Below are 25693 nucleotides of genomic sequence, written 5' to 3' on the forward strand. Positions count from 1 at the left end.
TCAGGCTTACTTGTTCGACGCCTTAAAATTATTCCCCGCCACACTTTAGCAGGAGGACTTTCGCCATAGCTACCCCGAATCGTCGGTACGTGCCCCGCCAGCAGGTGGAGGAGCCGTTCAAAATCAATCAGAAAATCACCGCTCGCGAGGTTCGCCTCGTGGGGGATAACGTCGAGCAGGGGGTGTACCCCACCGACCAGGCCCGCAAAATGGCTCAGGACCAAAACCTGGACCTAGTGGAGATTTCACCCACGGCCGTGCCGCCCGTGTGCCGCGTCATCGACTACTCGAAATTCAAGTACGAGCAGAAGAAAAAGACCCGCGAGCTGAAGGCCAAGCAAACCAAGGTTGTCCTCAAGGAAATCCGTTTCGGTCCTAACACCGACGACCACGATTTCGACTTCAAACTCAAGCACGCGCAGGAGTTTTTGAAGGAAGGCGCCAAAATCAAAGCCTACGTGCACTTTGTGGGCCGTAGCATCGTCTTCAAAGAGCGCGGCGAAATTTTGCTGCTCAAGTTTGCTCAGGCCCTCGAAGAGCTGGCCAAAGTAGAGCAACTGCCCAAGCTGGAAGGTAAACGCATGTTTCTCTACCTGGCGCCCAAGGCGGCCGTGGTAGCCAAAGCCGCTGCCAAGCCCGCCGCGCCTGCCGACAAAGACAAAGCGCCGAAAGCCCCCAAAGAGGCCAAGCCTACTGAGGAGCCCGCCGCTACCGAATAGCTTCACCCCGTTTGTTGATGGCTGCCGCTGCCAAACAAGTAGTTTGTTCAGCGTCAGTACCTAACAATCAATAATCAACCCCAACCCATGCCCAAAGTAAAAACCAAGTCGGGTGCCAAAAAGCGTTTTAAGCTGACTGGCACCGGCAAAGTAAAGCGCAAGCACGCCTTCAAGTCGCACATCCTGACCAAGAAGAGCACCAAGCGTAAGCGCGCCCTCACCCACAGCGGCCTCGTTAGCTCGGCCGATATGAACCGGGTGAGCCAGATGCTGAACATCTGATAAAATTATGAATTATGAGTTATAAATTATGAGTTACCTCTTTGGTAGCTGCTCGCAATTCATAACTCATAATTCATAACTCATAATTTTTACAAACCCGGCTTCCGGCCGCATCACAAGATTCCGCTATTGCGGAGCGCCGGCTGCCAAAAACAACTTAGGTTATGCCAAGGAGTGTAAACCACGTGGCCTCGCGCCACCGCCGCAAGAAAGTAATGCGCCTTGCTAAAGGCTACTACGGCCGGCGCAAAAATGTATGGACCGTTGCGAAAAACGCCGTAGAAAAGGGCTTGCTCTATGCCTACCGCGACCGCAAGGTGAAGAAGCGCGAATTCCGCGCGCTTTGGATTCAGCGTATCAACGCCGGGGCTCGCGAGCACGGTCTTTCGTACTCGCAGCTGATGGGCGGCCTCAAAAAGGCTGGCATCGAGCTTAACCGTAAAGTACTGGCTGACCTTGCCCTGAACCATCCCGCTGCTTTTGCCGGCATCGTTGAGAAAGCGAAGTAGTGTGGGCAGGGCTGCCGCCAGGTAGTTCCGGCCTTCCAACTGACTCTGAAAAGCGCTTGCCCCCTGAGAGAGGCAAGCGCTTTTTCGTTGCCGGGCGTGGGTAGCAGCTTCGTATCCTGCAAAGCACCCGCGCACTCACCCGGCAGTGCTTAAACCTGCTAGGCCCAGACGCAAAACGCCGCTCCAACTAAGTTGAAGCGACGCCTGCAAAAAGTAGCGGGGACGAGAGTTGAACGCGAAGCACCCCAATAAAAACCCCGTTTGCAGCCCGCAAACGGGGTTTTTGTGTGATGTGGAAAGCGATTATCACGGGCTGCTTGTGAGGATTCTGTGAGACGGTTTTGCTACTTTTGGCTATGCTGAACGGCCCCGCAACCTGGTCGGCTCTGTGTTTGTAGCAAGGAGCCGATTTTCATTGCTTGCCAGTTAGTGCGGAATAAGCAATATTTCGCAAGTGCTCCACAACGTCAATATCATCGTCACCTATAACCTCTTGAGCATCACCCATAATTCTTAATAGGTCGTGGTACGCATCCACCTTGAGTTCAACAGGAAGGAGTTTCAAGAGCCTTTCCTTACTCGTTACACCAAAAGTGTGGCTATGAACAATCTTAGCCCTGAATCGAGCTAGAATTACCCTGGGGCTACGCGAAGCAATAGCTTCAATATCCTTTTGCAATTCGCCGCGAGACTTACTTAATTTCTCCGATAAATTCATCGAATTAACTGCGGTCTGAGGCTTCATCCCGTGCGAGATAGAAGTAACCGTAAGGGTAGGGCCTTGCTTACTCTGAAAGTAAATAGCTACTTCTGGACCTTTGTCATCTACCTTAGATACAATCCTGCTGATTATATTTAATTTAACAGCACCCTCGGCAATTTCGCTATTTGATAGATGTAGTTGAAAGGTAACTACACCCACTTTAGGCACTGAAATTCCTTCGGAATCGTCCTCAAAAATTACGTCTATTTCAGACTCGTTATAGTTGAAAGACTTTACAGCAAAGCCAGTCTCACCAGCTTTTATAACCCTATGCATAGCAAAAAGAGTTATAAAGACTGAGACTGCAATGTTATAGTCTCGGTATTGGTCAGTGACAAGGGCTCTAAAATGGTATTCACCATTCTTGTCCTTAAGTAGTCTATACCACTTCTCATGCTTCAGATGGCTATTTTCTTCGTTAATGAATGCCTCTTCTAGCATTTCCAAGTTGCGCAGTACGATGTGCCGTAGTGCCTTTGTCGCTAACTCATCAGAATACCTGAACATGCCAAATAGGCTGTTGAGTAGGTCATGTTGAGCAGAATACCTTGGAGTGGCTCGAACATCATCCTGCTCAATTTCCTCCCTAACACTCTGAGCTATGTTGGTAGGAAAACGAATATCTGTACGGCCGGTAAACTGAACCTCTAAATCAGGGTCCGTTTTATCCCCGTCGTGAATGTGACGAAACTTTAGGTTTTGATATTGCGCTTTAATATCAAATTTGATAAAGTTATTTCTGTCAGCATAAATTCTCTTTACTAAATAACCCGCTCCTGGAATTTTAATAAAGTCATCTAGTGAATGTTCGACACCCAGGGCATCGTAAATATCCTGATAGTACTTGCTTCCTTCAAGGAGTTTTAAGGCGTCATGCACACTTACGCCTTCATCGTCTGCGGGTACACTATTGATTTTGTGAGTAGGGAATCTTTTCATAGCTCTTAGTAAGAAAGTAAAGAATTAAAGTGAAACACAGCCCCGCCACCCTGGCGGGGCTTTTTTATGCGGGTTGGCCTTTGGTGCGCACGGGGGCGTTGACGTTAGGGCGGCTCATCTCGATGATTTGCCGCTGTAGGTTGATAATCTCTTGCCGGGCTTCTGCTAGCTGCTGCCAGCACGAGATGTCGCCCGGTGGGGTGGTGGGGTTCTTTGGTGCCGCTAAGGGCAGGGCGGGGAAGTAGGAGGGAGGCACTTCAAAAATTTTTTCTATTTCTTCTCGGGTTACTTCGTCTATCTCCTCTTTGCTAAAGAGGCGCATCAACTTAGGCCGCGAAACGCCCAGCATGCCAGAGGCTTGCTCTTGCGTTAGTTTCTTCCTACGGATGAGCTTTTTTAGCAATTCCCCATGAGTCGCCATAATTCTTCTTGCACGTTTTGAAACGATTTGTGACACTTTGTTCGTAGAATTGTCTGAACATTGTATCGCAACACGCATTAAGATATGCAACAGACGCAAACAGTAGGCCAAGACAAAGAGGACAAAATGCCTCTGTCTCGGATGAAGCGCAAACCCGAGGAAGGCAACGTGCTCTGGCGGCTCTATACTGAGCTTGGATACACTGACCGTGAGGCCTTTTGGACGCACCTAGCGACCGTGCCTGTAGCGCAATCCACGTTCTCGCGTCACTCCCAGGTTGAGCGCTCGCTAGGCAGTCTTTCAACGCTGCATTTTATGTCATACCGTGTATTCTTTTTGGAACACGGCGGGCACGATTTGATGAGCGATTTCCTGAACGAACTGCCCGACGCCGCACCCTATCGAGCTTCCGCGCTATGATAACGCTGCACGATATGCTGGTGGGCTTTGCTGTCTCCGTCCTGGAAACGGGAGCCGTGTGCGTCGCGCTGTGGCTGGGCGTCTCGCTGCTGAACTACGCTGACAAAAGCAAAAAGCAGCCATGAGCCCCGACGCCATGATGCTATGCGGCGCCCTAGTGGGCGCGCTGCTGGGCGGCCTAGTGGGTTACCTGCTGGGCCTGCGCGAAGGCGACCGCCGCAGCCGCCCCAGCTGGAGCGAAAAAGAAGCCCGCGAGGCCCGCGCCTGGCACGATGGTGTGCGCTTCGGTCAGCACCTCGAACACTGTAAAAAAGAGCTAGGGCTATGAGCACCGACCGCTACACCCGCGACGAACTGCGCGACCTGCTGGCCGGCCAGCTGCCCGCCGTGCCCGCGCCCGACCTCGACCGCGTGGCCGGGGTGCTGGTGCTGCTGCTGCGCCCGGCCGCCTCCGCCGCCCTACCACCGGCCGCCCCACCACCGGCCGCCCGCGCCACCGGGCCGCGCCGGGTCTACAAAGAGAAGCCCGCCGCCGAGCGGCTCAGGCTTAAAAAGTAGTCCGGCCGGCACGATGCCCTGGTGGCGCCAGCCCCGTGGGGGCGGTTCAACTCCGCCCCGGCCTTACCTCGTCACTTCACCTTAAACGCGAATTAGTTGCACATGCATTGTTGCGACTGCCCCCACGCCAAGGCCTTGTACTTCCATGTCTACTGCAAAGCAGACGCGGAAATACGAAACCTGCCCTATTCGATAGGGCACTGCCTCCGAGTGCCGCACATTCAGCAGCAGCCCCCCGCGTGGTGCCCGCTGCTAGCGGCCGCTGCTGACAGCAGCCCACCGCCTGAGCAGCCGCTGGCCAGCGCCTCGACGCCGGCCACCTGACAGCAAACCGCGCCGCCCGCCGGCGCTGCAGCTGCGCAGCCTGACAGCAAAGCAACCTGGTGCACGTCGCCCAGGGCGCGCACAATGACAGCAGGCGGCCCCCTATAGCCGCCGCCTCTCCGCTAGTTCGAGCGGCCCCGCCCGGGTGGGAAAGGATGGGCGCGGCTGGTTGGCTTCGAAGCCGACCGGAGAGCACAGGGCCTGCAGCCGCAGGTTCGGCCGGGGCGTGGATTTTGGGCTGCCCATACTGCCCCTGGCCACCTTTTTATTTCCTCACGTTTCAACTCGCCCCCCGCTTGTTGCCGCTACCCTACACCCCAACCGCCGCCCAGCGCCAGCTGGCGGCCTTCCTCAAAAAGCTGCAAAGTGCGCTGCCCGCCCAGGTGCGCACGCGCACCGTTAAGGGCCGGCAGCAGCACTACCTCGTGCAGCCAAAAGCGTGCAGCGACGGGGCCCGCACCACGGCCCGCCTGCTGCTCGTGTACGCCATCGACGCGGTAATTCAGCTGCGCCGGGTTCCTCTGCTGCTGGAACCCGCCACCGACGCCGCCCCCGAGCACCGCAACCCGCCGCCGGTGGCCACCAACTGCGAGGCGCTGGCCCGCGCCCGGGGTATTTCGGCCCGGGCGATTCGCGACCACCTGCAGGAGTTGTTGAAAATTGGGGTGATAACCCGCAAGAACAACCGGGGCTGGCAGGCCAATTTTGAGCTGTTCCTAGCCCCGGCCCTGGTGTGGCAAAAAGAGGCGCAAACGGCCCAGGAAGGCCCAAAAAAGTGCCAAATTGCGCCCCCGGCGCCCCCGGTAGTAGCAACAAACTTTCCGCCTATATTAGTACAGGATAGACAGGCTACAAAGAAAGTTGAAATAGGCACTGTTGAGAAGTTAGTTAATCCAACGCCCCCGGCTGGCCCGGACGAATTGACTGGCAACACAGGGCCGCAGCAGGCCCCAAAATCCTCCCCCCAACGCCCTAGCGCGCCCCGCCAGGCGACGAAAGCAGGGCCCGGGGGCGCGGCGGCCGCCCACCTGCAGGCCGAGCGCCTGGGCTGGGTAACGCAAGCCTGGCACTACGCCCAAAAACGGCTCTACCCCGGCCGCCGATTCAGCGACCACGAGCAGGAAAAGGCCCGCGAAGCCCTGTGGTACGGCACCTACGGCGGCTTTGGTCTTAGCGCCACCCCGGCCGAGTGGCAGCGGTACCACAACGACGTCTTGGACCGCATCGACCTCGTAGCCCGCTACTTAGAGCGCCACCCCGAGAAGTCGCTGCCCAGCCCTTACGCCGAATTTGTGCGGGGCGCGGGCTATTTCGACGCCGAAAACGCCCGGGGCTTTGCCGGCACCGACGCCTGGCTGGCCCGCGCCGAGGCCACCAACCGGGAGCGCAACATTACCCGGGCCTTGCTCAAAGCCCGCCAGCAGCTGAAAGCGCACCGGCTGGGCATTGCCCCCAAGCGGGTGCAGGCCATGAGCAACGTGCAGCTTTTCCGCCACCACGAAACCAAGCTGCGCGCCTTCGGCCCCGACGTGCTACAGCGCTACTACGCCCAGGTGGCCAACCCCACCGCGCCCACCGCCGAGCGCATCGCCTTCACGCCCCTAGCTCAGCCCGTGACAGCAGCCCGGCGGCTGAGCTAACGCTGGCCAGCTGGCCAGGGCGCCCCACCTGACAGCACCGGCCGGCCGCCGGCGGCGCTGCGCGGCGCCGCCGTGACAGCAAACCCGCGCCAGGCCTGGCCGCGCCGGCGCCAAGAATGACAGCAATCCCTTTTATCCCTTCCCATTTCTCCCATGAGCTACACCCGCTCCGCCTCTGCCCAAAAGATGGTAGACGCCGCACACACCAAGCTGCTGATTTACTTTCTCGACGGGAACACCCGCACCCAGTACGGCCGCCACAACTTCAACTCCAACCGCCCGGCTAAGAACCCTAGGGCCGTGGAAATCCGCCGCCACGAGCGCAGCATTGCCAAAAATGCGCAATTCGTGAAGGTGGCTATGATTTACGACATGAGCGACGGGCGCGAAATCGCCCGGTTCAAGAAAGGGGAGTGGTTATGAGCCCGCTTCGGTTTCCTAGTCTCGACCAACGGGTGGAGTTGGACCGGGGCGAGGCCGGCCGGCTGGCCCAGGCAGTGGCAGCGCACGTGCTGGCCTTGAAAGCTAGCCTTCCAATGGCGGCCGCATCGGTGCTCACTTGCCTGCCGCTCATTGGGCTAGCCCGTCAACTCAACAAGCTGCACCACCGCGAACAGGCGGCCCCACCCAAACCCGGCAAGACGCCAAAGCCCCGCACGTTCCGCGTCAGCTACGACCAGCTGGCCGCCTTGCTGCTTAACCACGCCGAACTCGACTGCTGGGTGGATAGTCCCCTCGAAAAGCTGCAGGTGCGAATCACCATCGGCAAGTTTCAACAGAAGTCGCTCAACCTTTCCCAATACCTCACTTTTTAGTCATGCAGCCCGAGTCCACCACCGACAATCGCAAAACCTTTCGCCTCAACGACGCCGCTGCTGTCTCGCTGGCCACCTTGCGCCGCAATCACGGCACCGAAAACGCGGCTATCAACCACGCGCTTACGCAATGGCCGAAGGATATTAAGCTGCTCGAAGAACAAAACATTAAGCTGAGAGAAGCGGGCAACAATGCAGCAGCTGAGTGCCGCGAGTGGAAAGCAAAGCAAGAAGCCACCCAGCGAGAACTCGACCAATTAAAAAATGCGCTGGCTTTGGTCGGAAAGTTTCTAAGCCCAGCCGAATAACCACCCTCCATGCTACAAAAAAGCCGCCTCTCCTAGGGCGGCTTTTTTATGCGTGATAGGTACGCCGATACGGCGCCGGTTCTACGCCGATTTTGCAGCGATAGGGCAGGGGTGCTACTAATGCGGCACTTCGTAGGTAGTCAGGCAGTTGGCACCAATTCACCTAAATTGCATTTTACTTCGCAGGGAAGATAAATTTTGTGATGCGCCACTATCTAACTGTTGTTGATGTGCTAAAGCTTTACCCTACTCGCAAGAAATCGTGGGCTTATAAGCAGCTGCAGGCTATCCGCGACGCCAGCGGCCGGCCTGATGTGCTTGTAAAAGAATTTGCCGAGCATATGCACTTGCCCGAGCCCGACCTGCGGGCGATGCTTAGCCCCGCCTAAAAATATTTTTCCACGGATTCCACAGTTTCCACGGATTCCACGCCCTGCGCTCAGTGCCCCGACAATTTTGTGGCACGATGGCAAAGAAAAATAATAGCAGTTCGGGCCTACTTATAGCCGCTACCTTGGGGCTGGGAGCGTTTGCCCTACTGCGGCAAGGTCAGGCGGCGGCCACTACGCTAGGTACTGCCCGGCTAGAGCGATTTGAGTTGAAAGGGCTAAGCGGCACGAGCCTGAATGCTATTGCACACGTGCAATTCAGCAATACGGAAGTAAACCGCGATACGTCGCTGCAGGCGCTGGGCATGAACGTGCTTTATAACGATACCGTGATAAGCACCGTGCACTTGGTAGACCCGCAAGCACTGCCGGCCAATCAAAATACGACGGTGCCGGTGCCGATGACGCTCAACCTGGGGAGCCTGTTCACGCAGCTGGCCCTCACGGGTAAAATTCCCTCGCTGGCCTCGTTCAAGAGCTTGCCCGCCCTGCGCACCTGGCTACAAGACAAGATTTCACCCGAAAGCCTGCAGCTGCAGGGTACGGCGAAGGTAGACGGCCTGGCGGTGCGGTTTAACAGCCCGCTCAGCCTGTCCAACTACCTGCCCACCGCCCCGCGCCCCGGCCCGGTGGACCAGCTGCCCACCCGGGCCAGCCGGCCGCTGGCCACCAACGCGTCAGCTACCACCGTTCCGCGTGCGGTGCAGTCGTCGGTTCCGGTGGCCACTAAAGCGGCGCCGGTTCGCAAGGCCGGCCGCGGGGCGGCCTTCCTACGCCAAGGCTCCGCTATCGTGAAGCAGGCCGCTGGCGTCGTGCGCACCATTAAGCAGGCCCACCCGGCGGCCGGGGCCCGGCCCACCGCCGGTAAGGTGCGGCGGCCAGCCAAGCCGCCCCGTCGCCGCGACGATGGCTTGCCCCGCGTCAACCTGCCCGTATCACGATGAGTAAGCGCGTGCAGCAATTTGCCGGGGCCTACGCCCTGGCCGTGGTGCGCCCCGATAGCCCCGAGCTACGCCTGGCGCGCTCACTACTGCCCGGTGCGCAGGGCCGCAGCTACACCCTGCCGGTGAGCCTGACGGACCCCGACGGGCTTACGGGCGACATTGTGAAGGCAGTAGTAGGGCAGTTCCGCCGCAGCTGGCGCGACTGTGGCAAGCTAGCCCCGCTGCTGCGCGGCCGCACCGACGAAGAGACGTTCCGCAGCGTGTGGCAATTCACCCGCCGGCAGATTACCTACCTGCTTGACCGGCCCCCGGGCAACCAGTACATCAAGACGCCCCGCGCGGTGCTCATGAGTGGCACGGCCGACTGTAAGGGCCTGGCCACCCTGCAAAACGCGCTGCTGGCCTGCCTGGGCTATCAACCGGCCTTCAAGTTTGCCGGCTACGTGCCGGGCGGGGAATTTACCCACGTGTACAGCCAGGTAGCCGACCGCGCCGGCACTACCTACATCCTTGATGCCTGCCTGCCGGCTTTTGGCATGGAGAAGAAACCAGAAATCAGCCGGGTAATTCCGGCCCTAGCTACTACTTAAATGGCTGCTATTTATTCAATTGGCAACCCTTACGACGAGATTCCCGTGACGCCATTACGCCTCACGGGCCACGAAAGCGTAGGCGAGCTAGACCTGAAATTGGCCCTGCAGGGCGCGGAGCTGGAGGCCGGGCTAGCCGAGCGCATTGCCGGTATCGGCTCCCCGCGTCACAACTCGGTCAGCCGCGAGGTAATGCGTTACCGCTACGCTGACCACGTACTACGCCGCCGCGACCTGACCCCGGGTGCCAAGCACGACCAGCTCGTGGCGCTGGCCCGACGCATCGACGCCGAGCACCTGGCGGGTATCGGCTGGCCCAAATTCTTGAGAAAGGCCGCTAACGCCGTGAAAAACACCGTTTCGCGGGCCGCTCGTGCCGTGCGCCAGAGCAACCTCATTAAGAAGGTAGCCGCCGGGGTAAAGGCCGGAGCCCAAGCCGCCGGGCGGTTCGCGGTGAAAGCCGCCAAGGCAACGGGCCGGGTGGCTGTCAAAGCAGGCAAGGCGTTCGTGAAGGTGGTAACGGCTCCGATGCGCCTGTTCGTGAAGGGCTTAGCGGAGGTGCTGCTGCCTAAGGTGAGCCAGTTCTTTCTCTACCTCTTCATCACCAACCCCGACACGATTGCGAGCCTGCCGGCCACCGTGCAGGCCAAGCGCCGCAAGGCTGAGCGGTTCGCCAAGTTCATGACCGATATCATCGGCATGAAAGAGGAGCATTTTCTGAAAATCGTGCGCAACGGCATTATGAAGGCCACAAAGCAGACGCCTGAGCAGCTGCTGGCTACGCACGTGAAAGGGAGCCTGAGTGGGGTAGGGCTGTTGCCGCTGGCCCTTGTGCCGTTGGGCGCCAAGCTGCTGCCGCTGGCCAGCAAGCTGCTGCCGGTGCTGCTGCAAATCGTGCAGAAAATTGCCGCCCTGTTTGGCAAGAAACCCAGCGAGGACGAAACGCCCAGCGCGGAGGACGTGCCCGACGCCAGCCAGGATTTTGACGACGCCCCAGCGCCCACCAAGCGCAAGGTGCTCACCCACCTGCGCTACAAGCCGGCCAGCCAGCAGGGTTACCCGGCCGCCCCGCCCGCCGAGGAAGAGCGCGAGCAACGCCAGGAGGAAAGCGCCTTGGAGCAGCTCGACACCGAGGCCGACAGCACGCCCGTGGAGGCCCCGCTGCCCACTCCCGACCCCGAAGAAAGTACGCAGCCCGAGCTACTGGCCCCCGAGCCGGAGCCGGAGCCTGCCGACGAGTACGACCTGGCCACTACGGACGAGGCGCCGGCCGGCGATGAGCCTCAGTTTTAGTTTTTTTCTCACTTCAACCAACGCCCGCCGACTATGGCCACGCTGAAAAAACCCAAGAAAAAGAAGTACCCGAAACGGCCCAAAGCCAACGCCTCATCGGAGCAAATGACCAAGTGGCTCGAAAAGACCAAGGCCATCGACAAGGAGTTTGAAGCCGCCACTGCCGAGTACAATAAAGAGCAGAAGAAGCGCAACGACCTGAAAGGTAAAATCAGCAAGGTAACGCGCTAACTCACTCATAAGTAGCACGAAACATAACCCTCAATTTTAACCCCTCAACTTTCCAAACAATGGCAAAGATGAATATGGCCGCCGTAGCCTCGAAGGTTGGCGGTATGGCTGGCGGCCTGGCCGTAGCCGGCGCGCTGCAGCGCTACCTCAATAGCAGCGGCAACACCGCGCTGGCCACTACCTGGGGCCCCCTAGGTATGATTGTCGGCGGGGCCTACCTGCCCTCGCTCGTAGGCAAAGGCAATCAGATGATTGCCCACGCCGGCGACGCCATCATGGTGAAGGGCGTAAACGCCTTTCTCACTAGCAAGTTCCCCAACTTCATTGCCGGGGCTGAGGACGAGCTGAGCGGCCCCTACGATGATAGCGTGTCGGGCTATCCCACCTCGGACGAGGTGATTGTCAGCGGCCCCTACGACAACTCGGACAATGTATCCGGCATCGGCGGCTACACGAACTAGGTCCGTTTTTTCAATCATAAGCGCACGCGTTCCCTTCTCATTGACTTAATTCCTTTTTACTATGCTTCAAGACGAAATTTCCGGCATCCGCAACGGCACCCGCAACCGGGCCTGGCTGGAAGAAGTACGGCGCAAGTTCCCGAACTCGCAGCCCTCGCTCGGTAGCCTGCGCCAGGAGCGCGTGCTGAAGAACAACCAAAGCACCTACGTTTTTGACTTCAAAACGCCCGACCCCACCGGCCACTCGACTACCGAGATGCTGCTGGCCGTAACGGACAGCTTCGGCGCTAATACGCTGATGCTGGGCCTGGTGGTGCGCAACAAGAACAAGCCCAGCGCCAACGTGCTGCTGAGCTACCCCAACCTGGAAGTAATTGCGTCGGCCTTTAACAACAGCACGGCCGACACGCCCAGCGCCGCCGCCAAAGTAGCCGGCTCCGATATCGAGACGCTGTACAACGGCAGCCTGATTCTGCAAATCGGCCCCGGCACCATCTTCGACGGCCTCGATACGCGCCGCTTCCGGCACGTGCCGATTACGCAGCAGGGCGTTTTCGCCAGCAAGGCGGCGTCGGACTACCTCGACGGGGCGGTGGCCATTGAGCCGCAAATCTTCCTCGTGGGTACGGAGGCCAACAAGTTGACGGTAACCATCCCGACGTTCAACAGCATGTCCATTGAACCCGACAACACCGATTATGAATTGGTGCTGTGCGTCGTGGCCAGCGGCTTCCGCGTGCAGGGTGGTAGCGACCTGGCCCGGCGCTAAGTCACTAGGCTAGCTCAATCTCTGATAGAAAAGCCGGCGGGGTGCCGCCCCACCGGCTTTTTTTACCCTTAACGGCTATCAACTCATGACCCTTTTTCAACTGGATTATCCCCTGAGTCGCCTAGCAACTCAGCGCGACGGAGCCGCATTTACGCTGCCTGTCTCGGTAGCAACCGCAATCAGCGGTATTGCGCGGCGGGCCTCTGTAGAACTGCCAGGGCAAGCAAACCTAGCCTGGCAAGTTGACCTACCCACTATCGACGCCGTGGTAAGTTTTCTTACGCTGCTAACCACCCCTACCAATGGGCATAAGCTGCTGCTGCCGGCTAAGATTAAAGACCTGCTGGTGCGAATGATTTACCGGACAGCGCTCGACTTACAGGGACGCATTATCGTCGGCTATCCTGTGCTTACCACTAGTTGAGCCTAATCCACTAATTCACCTTGCCAGCTTCCGACTTTATGAATCTGCCTAAATCTCTGCTCATTGAGTTGCCGCTAGGCAACACTGCCAAGGTCTCCTTCGGTGACCAATCGATTCTGCGCGGTAAGAAAATCCTTACTGTGCTGCCCACGCCCACCAAATCGCCTACTAATGGGCAGGTGTATAGTCTGGCGGGCAGCCAGCTGGTGGACTTGCTAGCGGGGGCAACGCTGACCCTTAAAACGGGCGGTAATCAAGACATTCACTCGGATTTGCCTTTTCGCTGGCTGTTCGAGAGTGCCGCCGCTGGCCACCCCCTGAACTTTGGCGACGCCGGGACCATCGAGTGGTCCAAGAGCTGGATTACGGTGCCGACTGGTTCAGCCGGGGCGGGTACGGTTATTCAGGTATCCGTCATCTATCAATAGGAGGCCGCCCCATGCTCAATAGTGTAGAGGCAGCAGTTAGCACCTTAGAAGAGGCCGGGGCGGTATCTTATATCATTACGCAGGTACCCAATCTGAAACTGACGGGCGAAGCCGACAACCCGCAAAACCTGATTGATAAGTTCCTGCAGGATTGGGAGAAGCTCACGCCTGGCATCTATAAGGTAGAGCACTCAAAGAACGCGGCCGACAAGCGCACCGGGCTTTGCTTTCGCATTAGCAAAGTGGCTCCGGCCGCTGGCTCCCCGGCCGCCTTGGCCGGCATCGGCGGCCCTAACGACATGATTTCAGGCCTGCAGCAGCAGATATGGAATCTCGAAACTGCTTCTAAAATCCGAGACATTGAGGACCGGCACCGTGAAGAGCTTCGCAAGCTGAGAGAAAAAGACGACGAGGGCGGCCTAGGTGTCTTAGCCCCGCTTATCGGCAAACTCCCCGAAATTCAAAACCTTGTGTATATGGCCACCGGCCGCGCCCCCTTAAACTTACCCGCGCCGGCTGTTGCCGGCCCGGGCCCCGCCCCGACCGCTGAAGTCGGTGCCCCCACCGGCAACGAGCAGCGCCTGGCTGAATCGCTCGAAAGACTACAGGCTGGCCTTGGCGATGAGATGCTGCTGGACGTGCTGGGCAAGCTAGCCAGCAAAGACCCGGGCAAGCTCCGGCAGCTGGCCGGCATGATTGACATGCTTTGACAGCAGCCCGGCGCCTGAGCTGGCCAGTACTGGACGGCCAGGCGCCGGCATCTGACAGCAAAGCACGCCGGGCGCCGGCGCTGGAGCGCGAAAACCTGACAGCAAAGCAACCTGGTGCACGTCGCCCAGGGCGCGCACAATGACAGCATCCTATGCCTACGACCTATCCGATTCGTCCGTTAAAAACTCCGGCCCCGGCCAGCAAGCGCCCGAAGGCCAGTCAAAAGCCCGCCCCCGTTTCCCGCCTCACCACCCGCACCGGGCAGGGGGGCGACGGTATCGCCTGCGTGCAAAACATTGTGGCCAACGACCGTCAAACGCACGTGTACCTGGTGCAAGCACTCTACTACCGGGAGCAGGCCCGCCGGGCTGGGCGGACCAATGCGGCCGCCAGCGCCACGCTCGACAAGACGGTGGCCAGCTACGTAGCCCGGCAGCAGAAGCTCCGCACTAGCAAGCTGCTGCGGGCAAACACCGGGCTAACCGGCCTTGCTAAGTCGTGGCTAGCTAAGCTGAAATCTGTCGTAAGCGGCCCCGGCGTCGGCATTTTGCCCGCTATTCCGGCCGGGGTGGCGGCAGTGGTGATGGGCGTTGTAATTGTAGGTACTGCGGCCGCCTGCTGGGCCTTGTTCAGCCCCGACGAATCGAAGAGCGCGGCCGATGTACAAACGGCCTTTCAAGCCAGTGACATCTACCGCGGTATGTCGCCCGAAGAGCAGCAGGCTAGCAGCCAGGCTATCGAGCAGGCCGGAAAAGGAGGCTACAACGACGGTAAAGACGCGGCCGACAACAGCCTGTTTGGCCAACTCAAAACCGTGGCGCTGGTGCTGGGTGGGGGCTACCTGTTCACGCAGCTGCTGGGCAACCGGCGGAAAGGAGGCTAGCAGATGGAGGCGCATGTTCTTGAAATTGTGAGTGCTATCGGTGCGCTATTGGTAGCCGTGGTGGGATGGTTGCTAAGTCGGGGCATCAGCCAGATTGACGAAACGATGAAAGGCCTAAGTGCTGACCACCGGCAACTAACAGAAGACCTGCAGGAAGTAAAAGTTGACCTACAGGCCGCCAAACAACTCCGGGAGTTTCACGAGGACCGATTGAAGCAGGTGGAACAAGAAAACCGGGCTTTTCGCCGCTATTTCAGCGAAGTAGACCGCCTTATTTATCGAAGGTTTGGGGAATCTGTACAACTACGTGAAGAATGAACCATGCGCGAAATGATAGTAGGCAACTGGCGTACTACGCTGCTGGCGGTCAGTATTCTACTGGCCCTACTCATGTTCACGCAAGGCAAAATATCAACTACTGAATTTTTGGCGGTGCTGGGCTTTTTCAACGTCGCTGGCTACCTGCTGGCCAAAGACGCCCGCACTACTGAGCACCGTAATCTGGCCGACGACCTGGCCGACACCCGGGCGGTGCTCACCGATGGCCGGCGCCGGCGCCCCTCACGCCGCGAGCAGTGGCTGGGCGAATTGGCTTACCGCCTGCTGCTGGCCTTTATCGTGGTGGTGCTAGGTCTTTGTTTTTATCCTCTCTTACGCGATGCCCTGGCCGACCGCACTACTCCCCGTACTTATTCGCCTGGCTCTGGCGGCGGCTATGGCTCGCCGTATGGCAGCCCGCTGTATAGCCCCGGCTACAACCCCGTGGCGCAGCCCAGCCAGCTCATGCCAGCCAGTGGGGCGCCCCCGGCGCATGATGATGAGCCACCGCATCCTGCTACTGGTCCCGGCCCTGGCCTTGCTCACTAGTTGTTTACCCGAGGCGCAGCTGGCCCGGTTGCTCGACCGGCATCCCGGCCTACTTACGCAAGTGGTCGGGCCGCAGCAGGTCAGTGATTCAACGGTGGTGCAGGTACTTGACAGCACCGTGACGGTGCGCGTGAATGGGCAGCTCTACCGCGTGCCCGTGAAGGTGCGGCAGATAACCCGCTATCGCAGCCGCATTTCTACGCTGGTGCTCGACAATGCCCGGGCCCGCCGCCTGCTAGCCGACGCCCGGGCCGATGCCGGGGTGCTGCGCAAGCAACTACAGGCCAGTGAACAGGAGCGGGGCCGCCTGCAGGGGTTGGCCTATCCACATTGGTACGGGCAAGTATGGTTCTGGATTGCCCTGCTGCTGTTGGTGCTGCTAGTCGGGTCGGTGGCTCTACGCTTCACCAAGTTTAGTTTTTTACCCTTCTGACGATGAGCGCGCAGGAAACATTTTGCTTGAAATTCTGGCCTCTGGCCGCCGACATAGGGATGCGCTATGGTATCAACCCCGGCACCATTCTGGCCGTGGGGGCGCAGGAAAGCGGCTGCGGCACCTCGTACAGCGCCCGCAACCGCCGCAATTACTTCGGGCTGCGCGGCGCCAAGGGCTGGAAAGTGTTTGCCACCGATGCCGAGTGCTTCGAATTTTTCGGCCAGCTGCTGGCCCGCCGGTACGAGGCGGCCGCCCTGGTAAGCGGCAACATTGCTGCTTTCACAAAACGCATGGCAGCGACCCGCTACGTGAGCGGGAGCGCAAGCGAGAAGGCCCTGTGGGGCCGCAACGTGGCTGCCTACTGGCGCCGATTCACCACCCTGGCCACCGTGCACGGCTTGCGCCCCAGCGCGCCAGTGCTGGCCGCAACTTCAACGCCTATTACCCGTGGCTAAGATTAAGCTAACTGCTGAGCAATTTTTGAGAACCTTCTGGCCGGTGGCCGTGGCGGCTGAGCAAGCCACCGGCGTGCCGCGCTACTACTTACTGGCCATGCACGTGAGCGAGCAAGGCCTGTACGGCGACCCACCCGGTAATATGTGCTTTGGCATCAAGCCCGGCCCGAGCTGGCATGGTAAGCGCCAGCTGCTGAAAACCTGGGAAGTGTTCGACAGCCCGCACGTGCAATGGCCGCATCAGGTGTTCAGCATCACGAAGCGGTCTGATGGCAAATACCGCTACGACCTAATGGATGAGTTTCGGGCCTACGACAGCTTGGTTGACAGCTACAAGGACCACGTAGAGTTTTTGCGCCAAAACCCGCGCTACCGTGCTGCCTGGGCGCACACGGGCAGCGCCGAAGAGTTTACCCGCGCCGTCGTCGTAGCCGGCTACGCTACGGACCCCAATAAGCTAACAATCATGCTCAACACGATTGCCTGGCTGCGAAAAAAGTCAACGGACTACGGACTGAGCTAGCGGCCCCCGTAGTCGGCCCTGGGCTGTTGCTCGTCGCGCTCAGCGCGTGGGCGCTCGCCCGCCGCCGCTGACAGCACGCTGGCGCCTGAGCACCGTCGGCCGCGCGTGCCAGCTCGAAGCGACTGACAGCAAACCGCGCCGGCCGCCGGCGCTGCAGCAGCGCAACATGACAGCAAACCTACCTGGTGCACGTCGGCCAGGCGGCAATTAATGACAGCAACTTAAAATACCCTTTCCCCATGCCTACGAGCCAGCATCTCGTTCAGGTAGCCAGCACCTTTGAGCTGGAAGTTTTGCAGCCGGGCGCAAATAGTGCAATAGTAACTCACTGCGCAAGTATTCGCATTCGCAACACGTCCGAAAACAAGGTGCTGTTTATCGCGCCGCAAAATTCGGCCTATGCGTTGCCCATTGCCCCCGGCGGCGCCTGGGGCATCGACTGCACCGACGTGCGGGTAGAGCTACGCACCGTGCTGATTGCACTCATCAAAGACCACGACGCCCCCACTATTGTTGAACGCATTTTTAATCACTCACTCCTGTAATGAGCTTACTTCCAGAGGGTAGCGGCCCCGCAATCGCTAAATATCGTTTACACTACCTGGCTTTGCCTTCTGTGGCGCAAGCGGCTAATCTTAGCTTTGTCGAAGATTTTTCGGTGGTGGCTGGCCAAACGGCCAATGGCATATTAGTTCTTCCCACCTGCTCGGATGTGCAGTATCTAGTACCTGCTGGTGTTGAGGGTATCCCCTACGTGCCCCAACTCGGTCATAAAGGTGGCCGAGTAGATTACCAATTTCCGCAGCCTGTGGTGGCCATTTTGGTACTGACGACGTCTACGCAAAATCCCACCCCTCAGGCGACGTACACGGCGCCTGGTGCTGCGGTTTCGACCCTCTTCACTGTGGCCAGTGATGGTATTACGACTAATGACCCGAGCGCCGAGGTCTTGCAGTACGAGTACCATTTCAAAGTGACCTGGTCGCCTGAAAATAGCCAGCTTCCTGCGCGGATTGCATTCAAACCGAACTTGCTCCGGCCGTATGGTGGCCCGCCCATTGTTGGCAAGACCTGGGAGGAGTTGCAGCAACTCGGCTTTTACGCAGACGCTGTTGCTGGTGACATTGGTATGCATTTGTAGTATTATGCCTACGCCATCGCTTCGCTAAGGCGGCTGATTTTTTCTAAGCGAGTGACAGCACTACCATAATGACAGCATGAAACGTTCACCGATTCAGCAGCAGGCCGAGGGCCTGGCGTATCCTGAGTTTGCCGCCTGGCTGGCCAAGCAGCCGCTAGCCCGCCAATATCAATTTCAGCGAGAGGCAGGGTTTCCGGTGCTCGACGGGACAGCCGCGCAACAGGCGCGCGCCGGGCAGCTGGGGCTCAAGCCCGACGCGGCCCCGGCCCTGATACTCTACCTGCACCACCGGGGCCGGGCGTGGATAGGTAAGCCCAGCATCCGGTTGGAGTTTGCCACCAACGAGGCCGCCCTGCAAACAGCCGCCCGGTTTGCCGATGCCGGGGCCCCGGTGGTGAAGTCGGGCAGCCGGGGCGCCGCCCGCCGGGAGATTGAGCAGCAGCTACAGGAGCTAGCCGACCAAAGCAAAGCAGAGGCAGCCGCGCCCCCGGCCAAGCCGGCGAAGGGCGCGGCCGCCTCGGCCCCCGATGCGGAGTTTCACGCGGTAAAGCTGCTGCTGAGCAACGGCCAGCCCATTACCGCGCAGCAGGCCACCCGTTACCCTGACCTGGTGAAGCAATACAGCGAGTTTTACGATTCGCTAGGCCTACCAATGATAAGTGACGCGGCTAGCCGGCCCGCGCCGGCGGCCGCCCTGCCCGCCGATGGCTCCGTGGTACTGGTGCCGGTGAAGGATATTAAAACCGATAAGAAGCTGTTTCAGAACCGAGAAGCGGACTTTAGCGAGGAATCGGTGCAACGCATCCTGGCTGCCGTGGCGGCCGGCACCTTCCGCTGGGAGGTGCTCGACCCTGTGGTGTTGTGGCGTAAGCCCGGCACCACCGACGTGTACAGCCTGAGCGGGCACAGCCGCAAGGAAGCGTTTCGGCGCCTGGCTAGCCAGGGCACCCGCGTAGATGGGCGCGGCTTCGAGGCTATTCCTGCTAAGATTACCGAGTGCAGCCAGGCCGAAGCCGTGGAGATTGCCCGCAACAGCAACAACCTGAGCACGAAGGAAACCGAGCTGGAGCGGGCCGCCTACTACCGGGGCCTACGGGCGGAGGGCAAGAGTAAGAAGGAGATTGACGCGGCCGCCGCCGGCTACGAGGGTAAAAACAAAACCTTTATTCTCAATCTGTCCTACCTGGCACCCAACGGCCAGGCGGTGCAGGCCCTGGCCAGCTTTGCCGATGCCGCCGATGGCAGCGGCAAGGAAGTAGTACGCACCCTGGCCGACTGGACCGGGGAGGCCCGCCGCCGTTACCCCCAGCTCACCGACAGCCACGAAAACGAAACCTTCGACTGGCTGCGCACGGCCTACGGCAGCAAAGCCGGCCAGCTGCGCAACAAGCAAGAGTTTCTGCAGCGTCTCGATACTACAATTAGCCGGGCTACCACGTTCGGGCAGTTCGCGGCCGACGAGCCCCTAAATCTGGCTAACCGCACCGGCAAAAGCTCGGTAGAACAGGAATACGACGAGCGGCTGGCTACTGCCCAGCGCGCCCACAGGGACGCCGAGAAAGCCCTGGTCGATAAGCGCCGGGAGCTAGTAGCGCGTCAGGCTACTGAGAAAGACCTGGCCCGCATTCTGCCCGCCTATGAAATCGCCGTAACCCGCGCCCTGCAGGAGCTTAATAAAATCAGCGCCCAGCGCTACGAAGTAAAGGACGCGGCTAAAAATCAGGCCTCACTGTTCGGCGTCGGACTAAGCAAGGGCGTGCGTGACTTATTGCAGCGAGCCGAAGCACTTAGCAACGCTGAAAAGCGCCAGGCTGCCCAGCAGTTGTTTTTGTCGGCCGTTGATTAATTGCTGTCAACTTTCGCGCTGCAGCTCGAAGACTTCGCGCCGGTGTGCTGTCATTCTTTGCGCCCTGGTGCACGTCGCCCGGGCGCGTTTGCTGTCAGGTGGCCGGCGTTGAGGTGCTGGCCAGCGCCAGCTCAGCCGATGGCGTGCTGTCATTCACTTTTAAGTCAAGGTAGCGGTACACGGTGGCCCGGCCAATACCTAGCAGTTGGCCGATTTCGGCCACTGTCTTGTCTTTCTTCTCATACAGGGTACGCGCAGCCGCAGCCTTCGACTTCGCTTCTTTGGTAAGTCCTGGCGGCCGCCCGCCCTGCCGGCCGCGGGCCCGGGCGGCGGCTAGCCCGGCGTTGGTGCGCTCCCGTATCAGGTCGCGCTCAAACTCGGCCAGCGAAGCAAACAGGTTAAACATGAGCCGTCCCTGGGCGGTGGTGGTGTCGAGGTGGTCCTGCAAGCTCACAAACTGCACGCCCCGTTCCTGAAAGCCTGTGACTAGCGTAACCAACTCTTTGAGCGAGCGCCCCAGCCGGTCGAGCTTCCACACCACTAGTGTGTCGCCCTCGCGCAGCCGCCCGAGTAGCGCCTGCAGTTGGGGGCGGTCTTTCGCGGCCGAAGCCTTTTCTTCTACGACCTCAATACAGCCCGCGCTCCGTAGGGCGTCGACCTGCAAGTGTACTTGTTGGTCCTGGGTGCTTACGCGGGCGTAGCCAAGTTTCATGCGTTCTCAAAAAGTCAGGCTGACGAAGATACGCAGACGTTGTTTTATGAGACAAGCAAATAAGACGGTTTTAGCTGCTACCTAGCGTGCAAGAGCCGAAGGCTAGGGCGTCGCATGAAAACGTCCGTTTTGTGATACAGTCTGATAGCTATGTTGCCTGGACTGTAACTAAATTGCCCACTTCATTTGATACTATGACCGAGTTTACTCCCATTACTACATGCGTACTTCTGTGTGCCCTTTGCTTCTTGCCTTTTGCAAAAGCAAATTTTGGGGTTAATGCAGGTATTGTGACGATTGTCATAATAGTTATCGCCGGCTTGCTTTTGATAGGACGCGCTGTCCTTAGGCACATTGAACAAGACCTCCGAAGAAAAATTGCGATTGACCTATACGAACAGTATTGGGATTCTACTAAAGTACAAATGCCCCCTATAGATGTTGCAAACTCGCTTAATATCTACAATAGTATCGCTCTGCGCAACTACTGGGCATATCGTGCTTTAGGCGTTATTAGTCTGGCCTCTTCTCTTTTTCTAGCGGTTTCACTTGGTGATAAAGAGGCTTTAATACCAATTGAAGGGACAAAAATACTGGCTTTTATCTCCTCATTATCTACAGGTGTTATCTTTTCATTTAACATAGTAGCTAAAGGTAACCGAGCACGCAAAGCCTTTCGTCATTTACTTAATGCGTCAATGTTGTATCAGCATTGTGAAATAGACATGGCAACGTTGTTGGAACGTTACAAAGAGGCGGAAGAAATAATGGGAGATGACGAGTTTAGGAGTGGTTCAGGAGGTGCAGCCTCTTCAACTAGTTCTAGTCAATAGGAGCGTGTTTTGAGACCTCTTCCAGAGCTTTCTACACATTAATGACTAACGCATACTTCGCATGGAAGTAGCCTATACAATTTTAGTGCTGTCACTGATTCTACTGTCTCTCTTGGCTAAATTTATGTCTAAGAGCGAATGGGATAATATGTGGCGGATAGTGAAGGTGGTACTAGAGCAAGCCCTAGCGTTCGTTATATGCATCGGTATAATATTGGGTGTTGGGTGGTTCTTAACAACTGTATTTTAATTCTAAAAATCTGGCATTGCGTCAAGGCGGTCGCCGTCGTGGACCGCGCCCAGCTTGCGTAAGTAGGTAGCTGTAATGCCGGCGTGTTGGTGCCGGCAGTGGCGGCGCACCAACTCAATATCCCGGGTGGCCAGGTAGAGGTTGATTGCCCCGGTGTGCTTGTAACTATATAAAGAGTGGTTGCCTCCGGCCAGGCCCACCGCCGTCAGTACGGCCCGGTGGCGTTTGGCGAACCAATTTTTCCCTACCGGCACCGGGCCCGGCTGCCCGCTCTTGGTGAACACGTAGAAGTCGGCAGGGTAGGAGCGCAGGGCGTGCTCATCAATTAGGACGGCCAGCTGCCGGGGTATGGCCACGTGCTCTGCCTTATCGTTCTTGGCGCGCGTGCCAGGCACCCGCACTGTATGGGCCAGCAGGTCGCCTACGCGCAGCAGCCTTAGCTCGCTGCCGATACGCACGAAGCAGTAATAAATAAAGGAGATGAAGAGCTGCAGTTGAGCATCGCCTCGCCGGGCTATCTCTTCGCGCACGAGTTGGCGCTGGGCGTTGGTGTAGGGCTGGTGCTCGTCGCTGGCCACCACCTTGCGCCGGTCCACGCCCCGCACCGGGTTGCGGCTCACGGCCTCCAATTTCAGCAGGTAGTTAAACACAGCCGACAACGTATCACGATAGCCGTTGTACGTTTTTGGCTCCATGCCCCGGGCCGCCAGGTTGTCGAGGAAGGCCAGCACGTTCACCGGCCGCACATGCTCTAGTGCTGCATTGGCCAGTGACTGGAACCGCTGCACTTCACGCAGTAGACGCGGGTAATTTTCGTGCTTGCGGCCGCTGGCCAGCTTGCGCTCCGTCACGAGCTTCACTGCATCCAATAGAGTAGGGTTGCGGGGTAGGCCAATATTAATAGCAGGGGTTGAGCCAGATGTGTACCCTTCTACTAATAGTTTTGTAATTTCGCGCAGTTTCCGGTTAGCTTGCTGCCGGCGTTCAGTCAAGGTGCGGTACTTATTCATGCTGGTATCTTGCTTACGCACGTACCGCTGCTTATCAGTATCCCATACTTTGAAGTTAATGTACCAACGTTTAGATAAGTCGCCGTCGGCGTCAAATAGCCGGGGCCGCTGGTCGGGGGGAAGCGAATTGGGCACGTTGAGTAAATTCTGTGATAAAAAAAGTATGGGCAATAAAAAAGCCGCTTCAGCACTGCTGAAACGGCATTTCTTTATGTAGCGGGGACGAGAGTTGAACTCGTGACCTCAGGGTTATGAATCCTGTGCTCTAACCAACTGAGCTACCCCGCCAGTTGGTGATTTGGGAGTGCAAAGGTACTGAAAAAATCTCTTTCTGCAAGCGTTGATTTAAAATTTACTTGTTTTCCTGCCCGCAGAGCCACTTTTGGTGGGGAGTGACGGGCGCACTTACTCTTCTACCTATGGCTATGCCCGCCACTGCAAAGCGCCGCTTCGAGATGGAATACTCGATAAACGCCTCACCTAAAATTCTTTTCCCCTACATCGCCTCGGCCTCGGGCTTGTCGCAATGGTTTTGCGACGATGTGCGCCTCGACCCTGACCATCGCCTCAACATGGTGTGGGACAAGCAGAGCCATTTTGCCGAGATTGCCGCCCAACGGCCCGGCCGCAGCATTCGCTACGTGTTTCTGGACGAGCAGAAGCGCCCCCTGCTCGACGCCAACTACCTTGATTTTACGCTGGAGGCTTCGCGCATTACCGATGAGGTATTTTTGCGCGTCACCGACTATTCCGACCACACCGACACACAGGAGCAACAGGAGCTTTGGGAGAGCCTGGTGAGTAAGCTGCGCGACCAGGTAGGGGGCTAGCCACTGCCGGGCCGCCCGCGCACTAGAAGCTTCGCCCCGGCGTTAGCCATCCAGGGCTTGCGAAGCCAGCGTAATTAATTGCCGTGAAAAAACTAGACAAGCTTATTTTAAAGGCCTTTGCCGGACCTTTCCTGCTCACGTTTGCGGTGGTAGAGTTTATTCTCCTCACGCATACGCTGCTGAAGTACCTGGATGATATTGTGGGCAAAGACCTGGGCACGGGGGTATTGCTGCAGCTGCTGTTCTTTTTCAGCATCCTCATTGTGCCCATTTCGCTGCCGCTGGCCGTGCTGCTGTCGTCGCTGATGACCTACGGTAACCTCGGCGAGCACCACGAGCTAACGGCCATCAAGGCCTCGGGCATTGCCCTCACGCGCATCCTGCGGCCGGTGTGGCTGGTGAGCCTGGTACTGGCCGTCACGGCCTTTTGGTTTAACGAGCGCATTGTGCCCAAGGCCAACCTGAAGGCGTACAGCTTGCTGTGGGATGTGCGCCAGAAAAAGCTGGCGCTGGATATTCGACCCGGCGTGTTCTATAATGGCATTCCGGGCTACACCATTAAGGTGGATAAAAAAGTTGGGCCGGAAAAAGACATTCTGATGGGGGTCATGATTTATGACCATACCCAAAAGTCGGGCAATGCCACGGTAATGCTTGCCGACTCGGGGCGCATGTTTACGCGCTTTGGGGGGCAATATCTGGGTTTTGAGCTTTTTCGGGGGCATACCTACGTAGAGCAGCCCGATGCGCAAAACCGCTCGGCCGCTTCCTTCATTCGGGAGGGGTTTAAGCGCAACATGATTACGTTTTCGCTAGCCTCCTTCGATTTGGGTAAGACCAAGCAGGAGCTGTTTCAGCAAAACCGCATGATGCTGAATATTCCGCAGCTGCACCACAGCGTCGATTCTATTCAGAAAATTCTGGCGCGCGAGCGCAAGGTTTTGCCAGCGCGCCTGGGTGGGTATTATACCTACCTGCGCCTCGATACCAGTGGCCGGGCCCAAAGCCGGAAGCTGGCCCACCTGGTAGTATCGCCCGCCCGGCTAGCTCCGCTCAATGCCTCGCAGGTAGAGCAGGCGCTCAGCCGCGCCCGCAACATCAACTCGTTTATCACCTCTTCTTCGCAGCACCTCTATGAGGTAGCGCGCGATTCGGCCGAGTTCCGCATTGAGGTCTACCGCAAGTACACTCAGTCGGTGGCCGTGCTGCTCATGTTTTTGATAGGCGCGCCGCTGGGGGCCATTATCAAGAAGGGTGGGCTAGGGGTGCCCATTCTGGTTTCCATTCTGTTCTTCATCATTTTCTACGTCTTCGACACGATGGGGTCTAAGTATGGGCGCGACTTCGTGCTGCCCGTGGGCGTGGGTATGTGGCTGTCTAACTGCATTTTATTTCCATTTGGCTTATTTTTTCTTTATCAGGCCTACAACGATTCGGGCCTGCTGGAGATGGATTTCTGGCGGCGCCTGGCCCAGCGTCTGCCGCGGTTTCCGCGCCTGCGGCGCCTGGCGGCGCCTGTTATTGACTGAGGCTTGGAATTCAGCGCTAAAGCGCGTACCTTTGCACCCGCCCCAAGGTATGGGGCACGCATTTTCTCTTATTTTTCAATCTAAGACGGGTTCTCCCTATCTGCCGATGACACTCTCGACCGAGGCCAAGCAGGCCATCTTCGAAAAAAACAGCCTTCAGAAAGTAACTACCGATACTGGTTCGGCCGAGTCGCAAATTGCCCTGTTCACGCACCGCATTCAGCACCTCACCGAGCACCTGAAAGTGAACAAGAAAGACCACAGCACCCGCCTGGGCCTGCTGAAGCTGGTAGGCAAGCGCCGCCGCATGCTGGATTATCTGCAGCACCGCGAAATCAACCGCTACCGCGCGATTATCAAGGAGTTGGGCATCCGTAAGTAAGCCCACTTGCTGAGAGTAGGGAGCCTTCCACGCGAAGGTTCCCTACTCTTTTTTTTGC

Annotated in this window: 36 protein-coding genes, 1 tRNA gene and 1 pseudogene; 33 read left to right on the forward strand and 5 right to left on the reverse strand. The window is 58.2% G+C overall.

Annotation, left to right across the window (positions count from 1 at the left end; all coding sequences use genetic code 11):
- Positions 1 to 65: 65 nt before the first annotated feature.
- The 3 genes and pseudogenes from infC to rplT all read left to right on the forward strand — a co-directional run.
- Positions 66 to 623, forward strand: a pseudogene (infC, locus tag Q5H89_RS15665) (translation initiation factor IF-3); the annotation flags it as partial.
- Between the two features lie 183 nt (positions 624 to 806).
- Positions 807 to 1001, forward strand: coding sequence for a 50S ribosomal protein L35 (rpmI, locus tag Q5H89_RS15670; RefSeq protein ID WP_068333789.1), 195 nt, complete (start codon positions 807 to 809; stop codon positions 999 to 1001).
- A gap of 164 nt (positions 1002 to 1165) precedes the next feature.
- Positions 1166 to 1510: a 50S ribosomal protein L20 gene (gene rplT / locus Q5H89_RS15675; protein WP_173112769.1), complete on the forward strand. Its 345-nt coding sequence runs from the start codon at positions 1166 to 1168 to the stop codon at positions 1508 to 1510.
- Positions 1511 to 1922: 412 nt separating this feature from the next.
- Here rplT and Q5H89_RS15680 read toward each other — a convergent pair whose 3' ends face one another.
- Both Q5H89_RS15680 and Q5H89_RS15685 read right to left on the reverse strand, forming a co-directional pair.
- Positions 1923 to 3212: a hypothetical protein gene (locus Q5H89_RS15680; protein WP_305020286.1), complete on the reverse strand. Its 1290-nt coding sequence runs from the start codon at positions 3210 to 3212 to the stop codon at positions 1923 to 1925.
- A gap of 64 nt (positions 3213 to 3276) precedes the next feature.
- Positions 3277 to 3669, reverse strand: a complete 393-nt coding sequence (locus tag Q5H89_RS15685; protein ID WP_305020287.1) for a helix-turn-helix domain-containing protein — start codon at positions 3667 to 3669, stop codon at positions 3277 to 3279.
- A gap of 380 nt (positions 3670 to 4049) precedes the next feature.
- Between Q5H89_RS15685 and Q5H89_RS15690 the strand changes: the two genes are divergently transcribed.
- The 26 genes from Q5H89_RS15690 to Q5H89_RS15815 all read left to right on the forward strand — a co-directional run bounded on the left by Q5H89_RS15690 (position 4050) and on the right by Q5H89_RS15815 (position 20089).
- Positions 4050 to 4178, forward strand: coding sequence for a hypothetical protein (locus Q5H89_RS15690; protein ID WP_305020288.1), 129 nt, complete (start codon positions 4050 to 4052; stop codon positions 4176 to 4178).
- Entirely contained in the window at positions 4175 to 4381 is a 207-nt protein-coding gene (locus Q5H89_RS15695) for a hypothetical protein (protein WP_305020289.1), read from the forward strand. Before Q5H89_RS15690 ends, Q5H89_RS15695 begins: the two co-directional genes overlap by 4 nt.
- Positions 4378 to 4611 carry a hypothetical protein gene (locus Q5H89_RS15700; protein WP_305020290.1) on the forward strand — a complete coding sequence of 78 codons (234 nt, stop codon included), beginning with the start codon at positions 4378 to 4380 and terminating at the stop codon, positions 4609 to 4611. Before Q5H89_RS15695 ends, Q5H89_RS15700 begins: the two co-directional genes overlap by 4 nt.
- Before the next feature lie 620 nt (positions 4612 to 5231).
- The gene (locus Q5H89_RS15705) at positions 5232 to 6575 is read left to right on the forward strand and encodes a hypothetical protein (RefSeq protein ID WP_305020291.1); all 1344 of its coding nucleotides are present in this window, start codon (positions 5232 to 5234) and stop codon (positions 6573 to 6575) included.
- A 153-nt stretch (positions 6576 to 6728) separates the two neighbouring features.
- A complete protein-coding gene (locus Q5H89_RS15710; RefSeq protein WP_305020292.1) occupies positions 6729 to 6998 on the forward strand; it encodes a hypothetical protein in 270 nt (89 codons plus the stop codon).
- Entirely contained in the window at positions 6995 to 7390 is a 396-nt protein-coding gene (locus Q5H89_RS15715; protein ID WP_305020293.1) for a hypothetical protein, read from the forward strand. Before Q5H89_RS15710 ends, Q5H89_RS15715 begins: the two co-directional genes overlap by 4 nt.
- A gap of 2 nt (positions 7391 to 7392) precedes the next feature.
- Positions 7393 to 7698, forward strand: a complete 306-nt coding sequence (locus Q5H89_RS15720) for a hypothetical protein (protein ID WP_305020294.1) — start codon at positions 7393 to 7395, stop codon at positions 7696 to 7698.
- A 230-nt stretch (positions 7699 to 7928) separates the two neighbouring features.
- Positions 7929 to 8087 (forward strand): hypothetical protein, encoded by a 159-nt coding sequence (locus tag Q5H89_RS15725; RefSeq protein WP_305020295.1) that lies wholly within the window; start codon positions 7929 to 7931, stop codon positions 8085 to 8087.
- Positions 8088 to 8338: 251 nt separating this feature from the next.
- A complete protein-coding gene (locus tag Q5H89_RS15730) occupies positions 8339 to 9031 on the forward strand; it encodes a hypothetical protein (protein WP_305020296.1) in 693 nt (230 codons plus the stop codon).
- Complete coding sequence (locus Q5H89_RS15735; protein WP_305020297.1) at positions 9028 to 9621, forward strand: transglutaminase-like domain-containing protein; 594 nt, start codon at positions 9028 to 9030, stop codon at positions 9619 to 9621. The genes Q5H89_RS15730 and Q5H89_RS15735 overlap by 4 nt, the downstream gene beginning before the upstream one ends.
- Positions 9622 to 10914, forward strand: coding sequence for a hypothetical protein (locus Q5H89_RS15740; RefSeq protein ID WP_305020298.1), 1293 nt, complete (start codon positions 9622 to 9624; stop codon positions 10912 to 10914).
- Positions 10915 to 10947: 33 nt separating this feature from the next.
- Positions 10948 to 11145: a hypothetical protein gene (locus tag Q5H89_RS15745; RefSeq protein WP_305020299.1), complete on the forward strand. Its 198-nt coding sequence runs from the start codon at positions 10948 to 10950 to the stop codon at positions 11143 to 11145.
- Positions 11146 to 11204: 59 nt separating this feature from the next.
- Positions 11205 to 11606, forward strand: coding sequence for a hypothetical protein (locus tag Q5H89_RS15750; protein WP_305020300.1), 402 nt, complete (start codon positions 11205 to 11207; stop codon positions 11604 to 11606).
- A gap of 61 nt (positions 11607 to 11667) precedes the next feature.
- Positions 11668 to 12375, forward strand: coding sequence for a hypothetical protein (locus Q5H89_RS15755; RefSeq protein WP_305020301.1), 708 nt, complete (start codon positions 11668 to 11670; stop codon positions 12373 to 12375).
- Between the two features lie 85 nt (positions 12376 to 12460).
- Positions 12461 to 12799, forward strand: coding sequence for a hypothetical protein (locus tag Q5H89_RS15760; protein ID WP_305020302.1), 339 nt, complete (start codon positions 12461 to 12463; stop codon positions 12797 to 12799).
- Positions 12800 to 12837: 38 nt separating this feature from the next.
- Positions 12838 to 13227 (forward strand): hypothetical protein, encoded by a 390-nt coding sequence (locus tag Q5H89_RS15765; RefSeq protein ID WP_305020303.1) that lies wholly within the window; start codon positions 12838 to 12840, stop codon positions 13225 to 13227.
- Positions 13228 to 13238: 11 nt separating this feature from the next.
- A complete protein-coding gene (locus tag Q5H89_RS15770) occupies positions 13239 to 13937 on the forward strand; it encodes a hypothetical protein (RefSeq protein ID WP_305020304.1) in 699 nt (232 codons plus the stop codon).
- A 152-nt stretch (positions 13938 to 14089) separates the two neighbouring features.
- On the forward strand, positions 14090 to 14821 hold the full coding sequence (locus Q5H89_RS15775) for a hypothetical protein (RefSeq protein ID WP_305020305.1): 732 nt from the start codon (positions 14090 to 14092) through the stop codon (positions 14819 to 14821).
- A gap of 3 nt (positions 14822 to 14824) precedes the next feature.
- Positions 14825 to 15139, forward strand: coding sequence for a hypothetical protein (locus tag Q5H89_RS15780; protein ID WP_305020306.1), 315 nt, complete (start codon positions 14825 to 14827; stop codon positions 15137 to 15139).
- A 72-nt stretch (positions 15140 to 15211) separates the two neighbouring features.
- On the forward strand, positions 15212 to 15688 hold the full coding sequence (locus Q5H89_RS15785; RefSeq protein ID WP_305020307.1) for a hypothetical protein: 477 nt from the start codon (positions 15212 to 15214) through the stop codon (positions 15686 to 15688).
- A complete protein-coding gene (locus Q5H89_RS15790; RefSeq protein ID WP_305020308.1) occupies positions 15639 to 16121 on the forward strand; it encodes a hypothetical protein in 483 nt (160 codons plus the stop codon). The genes Q5H89_RS15785 and Q5H89_RS15790 overlap by 50 nt, the downstream gene beginning before the upstream one ends.
- A 26-nt stretch (positions 16122 to 16147) precedes the next feature.
- Positions 16148 to 16579 (forward strand): glucosaminidase domain-containing protein, encoded by a 432-nt coding sequence (locus tag Q5H89_RS15795; protein WP_305020309.1) that lies wholly within the window; start codon positions 16148 to 16150, stop codon positions 16577 to 16579.
- Positions 16572 to 17102, forward strand: a complete 531-nt coding sequence (locus Q5H89_RS15800; protein WP_305020310.1) for a glycoside hydrolase family 73 protein — start codon at positions 16572 to 16574, stop codon at positions 17100 to 17102. The genes Q5H89_RS15795 and Q5H89_RS15800 overlap by 8 nt, the downstream gene beginning before the upstream one ends.
- A 239-nt stretch (positions 17103 to 17341) precedes the next feature.
- The gene (locus Q5H89_RS15805; RefSeq protein ID WP_305020311.1) at positions 17342 to 17647 is read left to right on the forward strand and encodes a hypothetical protein; all 306 of its coding nucleotides are present in this window, start codon (positions 17342 to 17344) and stop codon (positions 17645 to 17647) included.
- On the forward strand, positions 17647 to 18243 hold the full coding sequence (locus Q5H89_RS15810) for a hypothetical protein (protein ID WP_305020312.1): 597 nt from the start codon (positions 17647 to 17649) through the stop codon (positions 18241 to 18243). The genes Q5H89_RS15805 and Q5H89_RS15810 overlap by 1 nt, the downstream gene beginning before the upstream one ends.
- A gap of 76 nt (positions 18244 to 18319) precedes the next feature.
- The gene (locus Q5H89_RS15815) at positions 18320 to 20089 is read left to right on the forward strand and encodes a hypothetical protein (RefSeq protein WP_305020313.1); all 1770 of its coding nucleotides are present in this window, start codon (positions 18320 to 18322) and stop codon (positions 20087 to 20089) included.
- 94 nt (positions 20090 to 20183) lie between these two features.
- Here the strand turns inward: Q5H89_RS15815 and Q5H89_RS15820 are convergent, their stop codons facing one another.
- A complete protein-coding gene (locus tag Q5H89_RS15820; RefSeq protein ID WP_305020314.1) occupies positions 20184 to 20801 on the reverse strand; it encodes a recombinase family protein in 618 nt (205 codons plus the stop codon).
- Positions 20802 to 20995: 194 nt separating this feature from the next.
- Between Q5H89_RS15820 and Q5H89_RS15825 the strand changes: the two genes are divergently transcribed.
- Positions 20996 to 21634, forward strand: coding sequence for a hypothetical protein (locus Q5H89_RS15825; protein ID WP_305020315.1), 639 nt, complete (start codon positions 20996 to 20998; stop codon positions 21632 to 21634).
- A gap of 252 nt (positions 21635 to 21886) precedes the next feature.
- Here the strand turns inward: Q5H89_RS15825 and Q5H89_RS15830 are convergent, their stop codons facing one another.
- Both Q5H89_RS15830 and Q5H89_RS15835 read right to left on the reverse strand, forming a co-directional pair.
- Complete coding sequence (locus Q5H89_RS15830; protein WP_305020316.1) at positions 21887 to 22753, reverse strand: tyrosine-type recombinase/integrase; 867 nt, start codon at positions 22751 to 22753, stop codon at positions 21887 to 21889.
- A 355-nt stretch (positions 22754 to 23108) separates the two neighbouring features.
- Positions 23109 to 23182 (reverse strand) — tRNA-Met (locus Q5H89_RS15835).
- Positions 23183 to 23319: 137 nt separating this feature from the next.
- On the opposite strand from Q5H89_RS15835, the gene Q5H89_RS15840 reads away from it, so the two are divergent.
- The 3 genes from Q5H89_RS15840 to rpsO all read left to right on the forward strand — a co-directional run bounded on the left by Q5H89_RS15840 (position 23320) and on the right by rpsO (position 25635).
- On the forward strand, positions 23320 to 23724 hold the full coding sequence (locus tag Q5H89_RS15840; RefSeq protein WP_305020317.1) for an START-like domain-containing protein: 405 nt from the start codon (positions 23320 to 23322) through the stop codon (positions 23722 to 23724).
- An 83-nt stretch (positions 23725 to 23807) separates the two neighbouring features.
- The gene (locus Q5H89_RS15845) at positions 23808 to 25253 is read left to right on the forward strand and encodes an LptF/LptG family permease (protein ID WP_305020318.1); all 1446 of its coding nucleotides are present in this window, start codon (positions 23808 to 23810) and stop codon (positions 25251 to 25253) included.
- A gap of 106 nt (positions 25254 to 25359) precedes the next feature.
- The gene (gene rpsO / locus Q5H89_RS15850) at positions 25360 to 25635 is read left to right on the forward strand and encodes a 30S ribosomal protein S15 (RefSeq protein WP_305020319.1); all 276 of its coding nucleotides are present in this window, start codon (positions 25360 to 25362) and stop codon (positions 25633 to 25635) included.
- Positions 25636 to 25693: the final 58 nt, after the last annotated feature.

This window comes from Hymenobacter cheonanensis (assembly GCF_030581075.1).
Lineage (GTDB): Bacteria > Bacteroidota > Bacteroidia > Cytophagales > Hymenobacteraceae > Hymenobacter.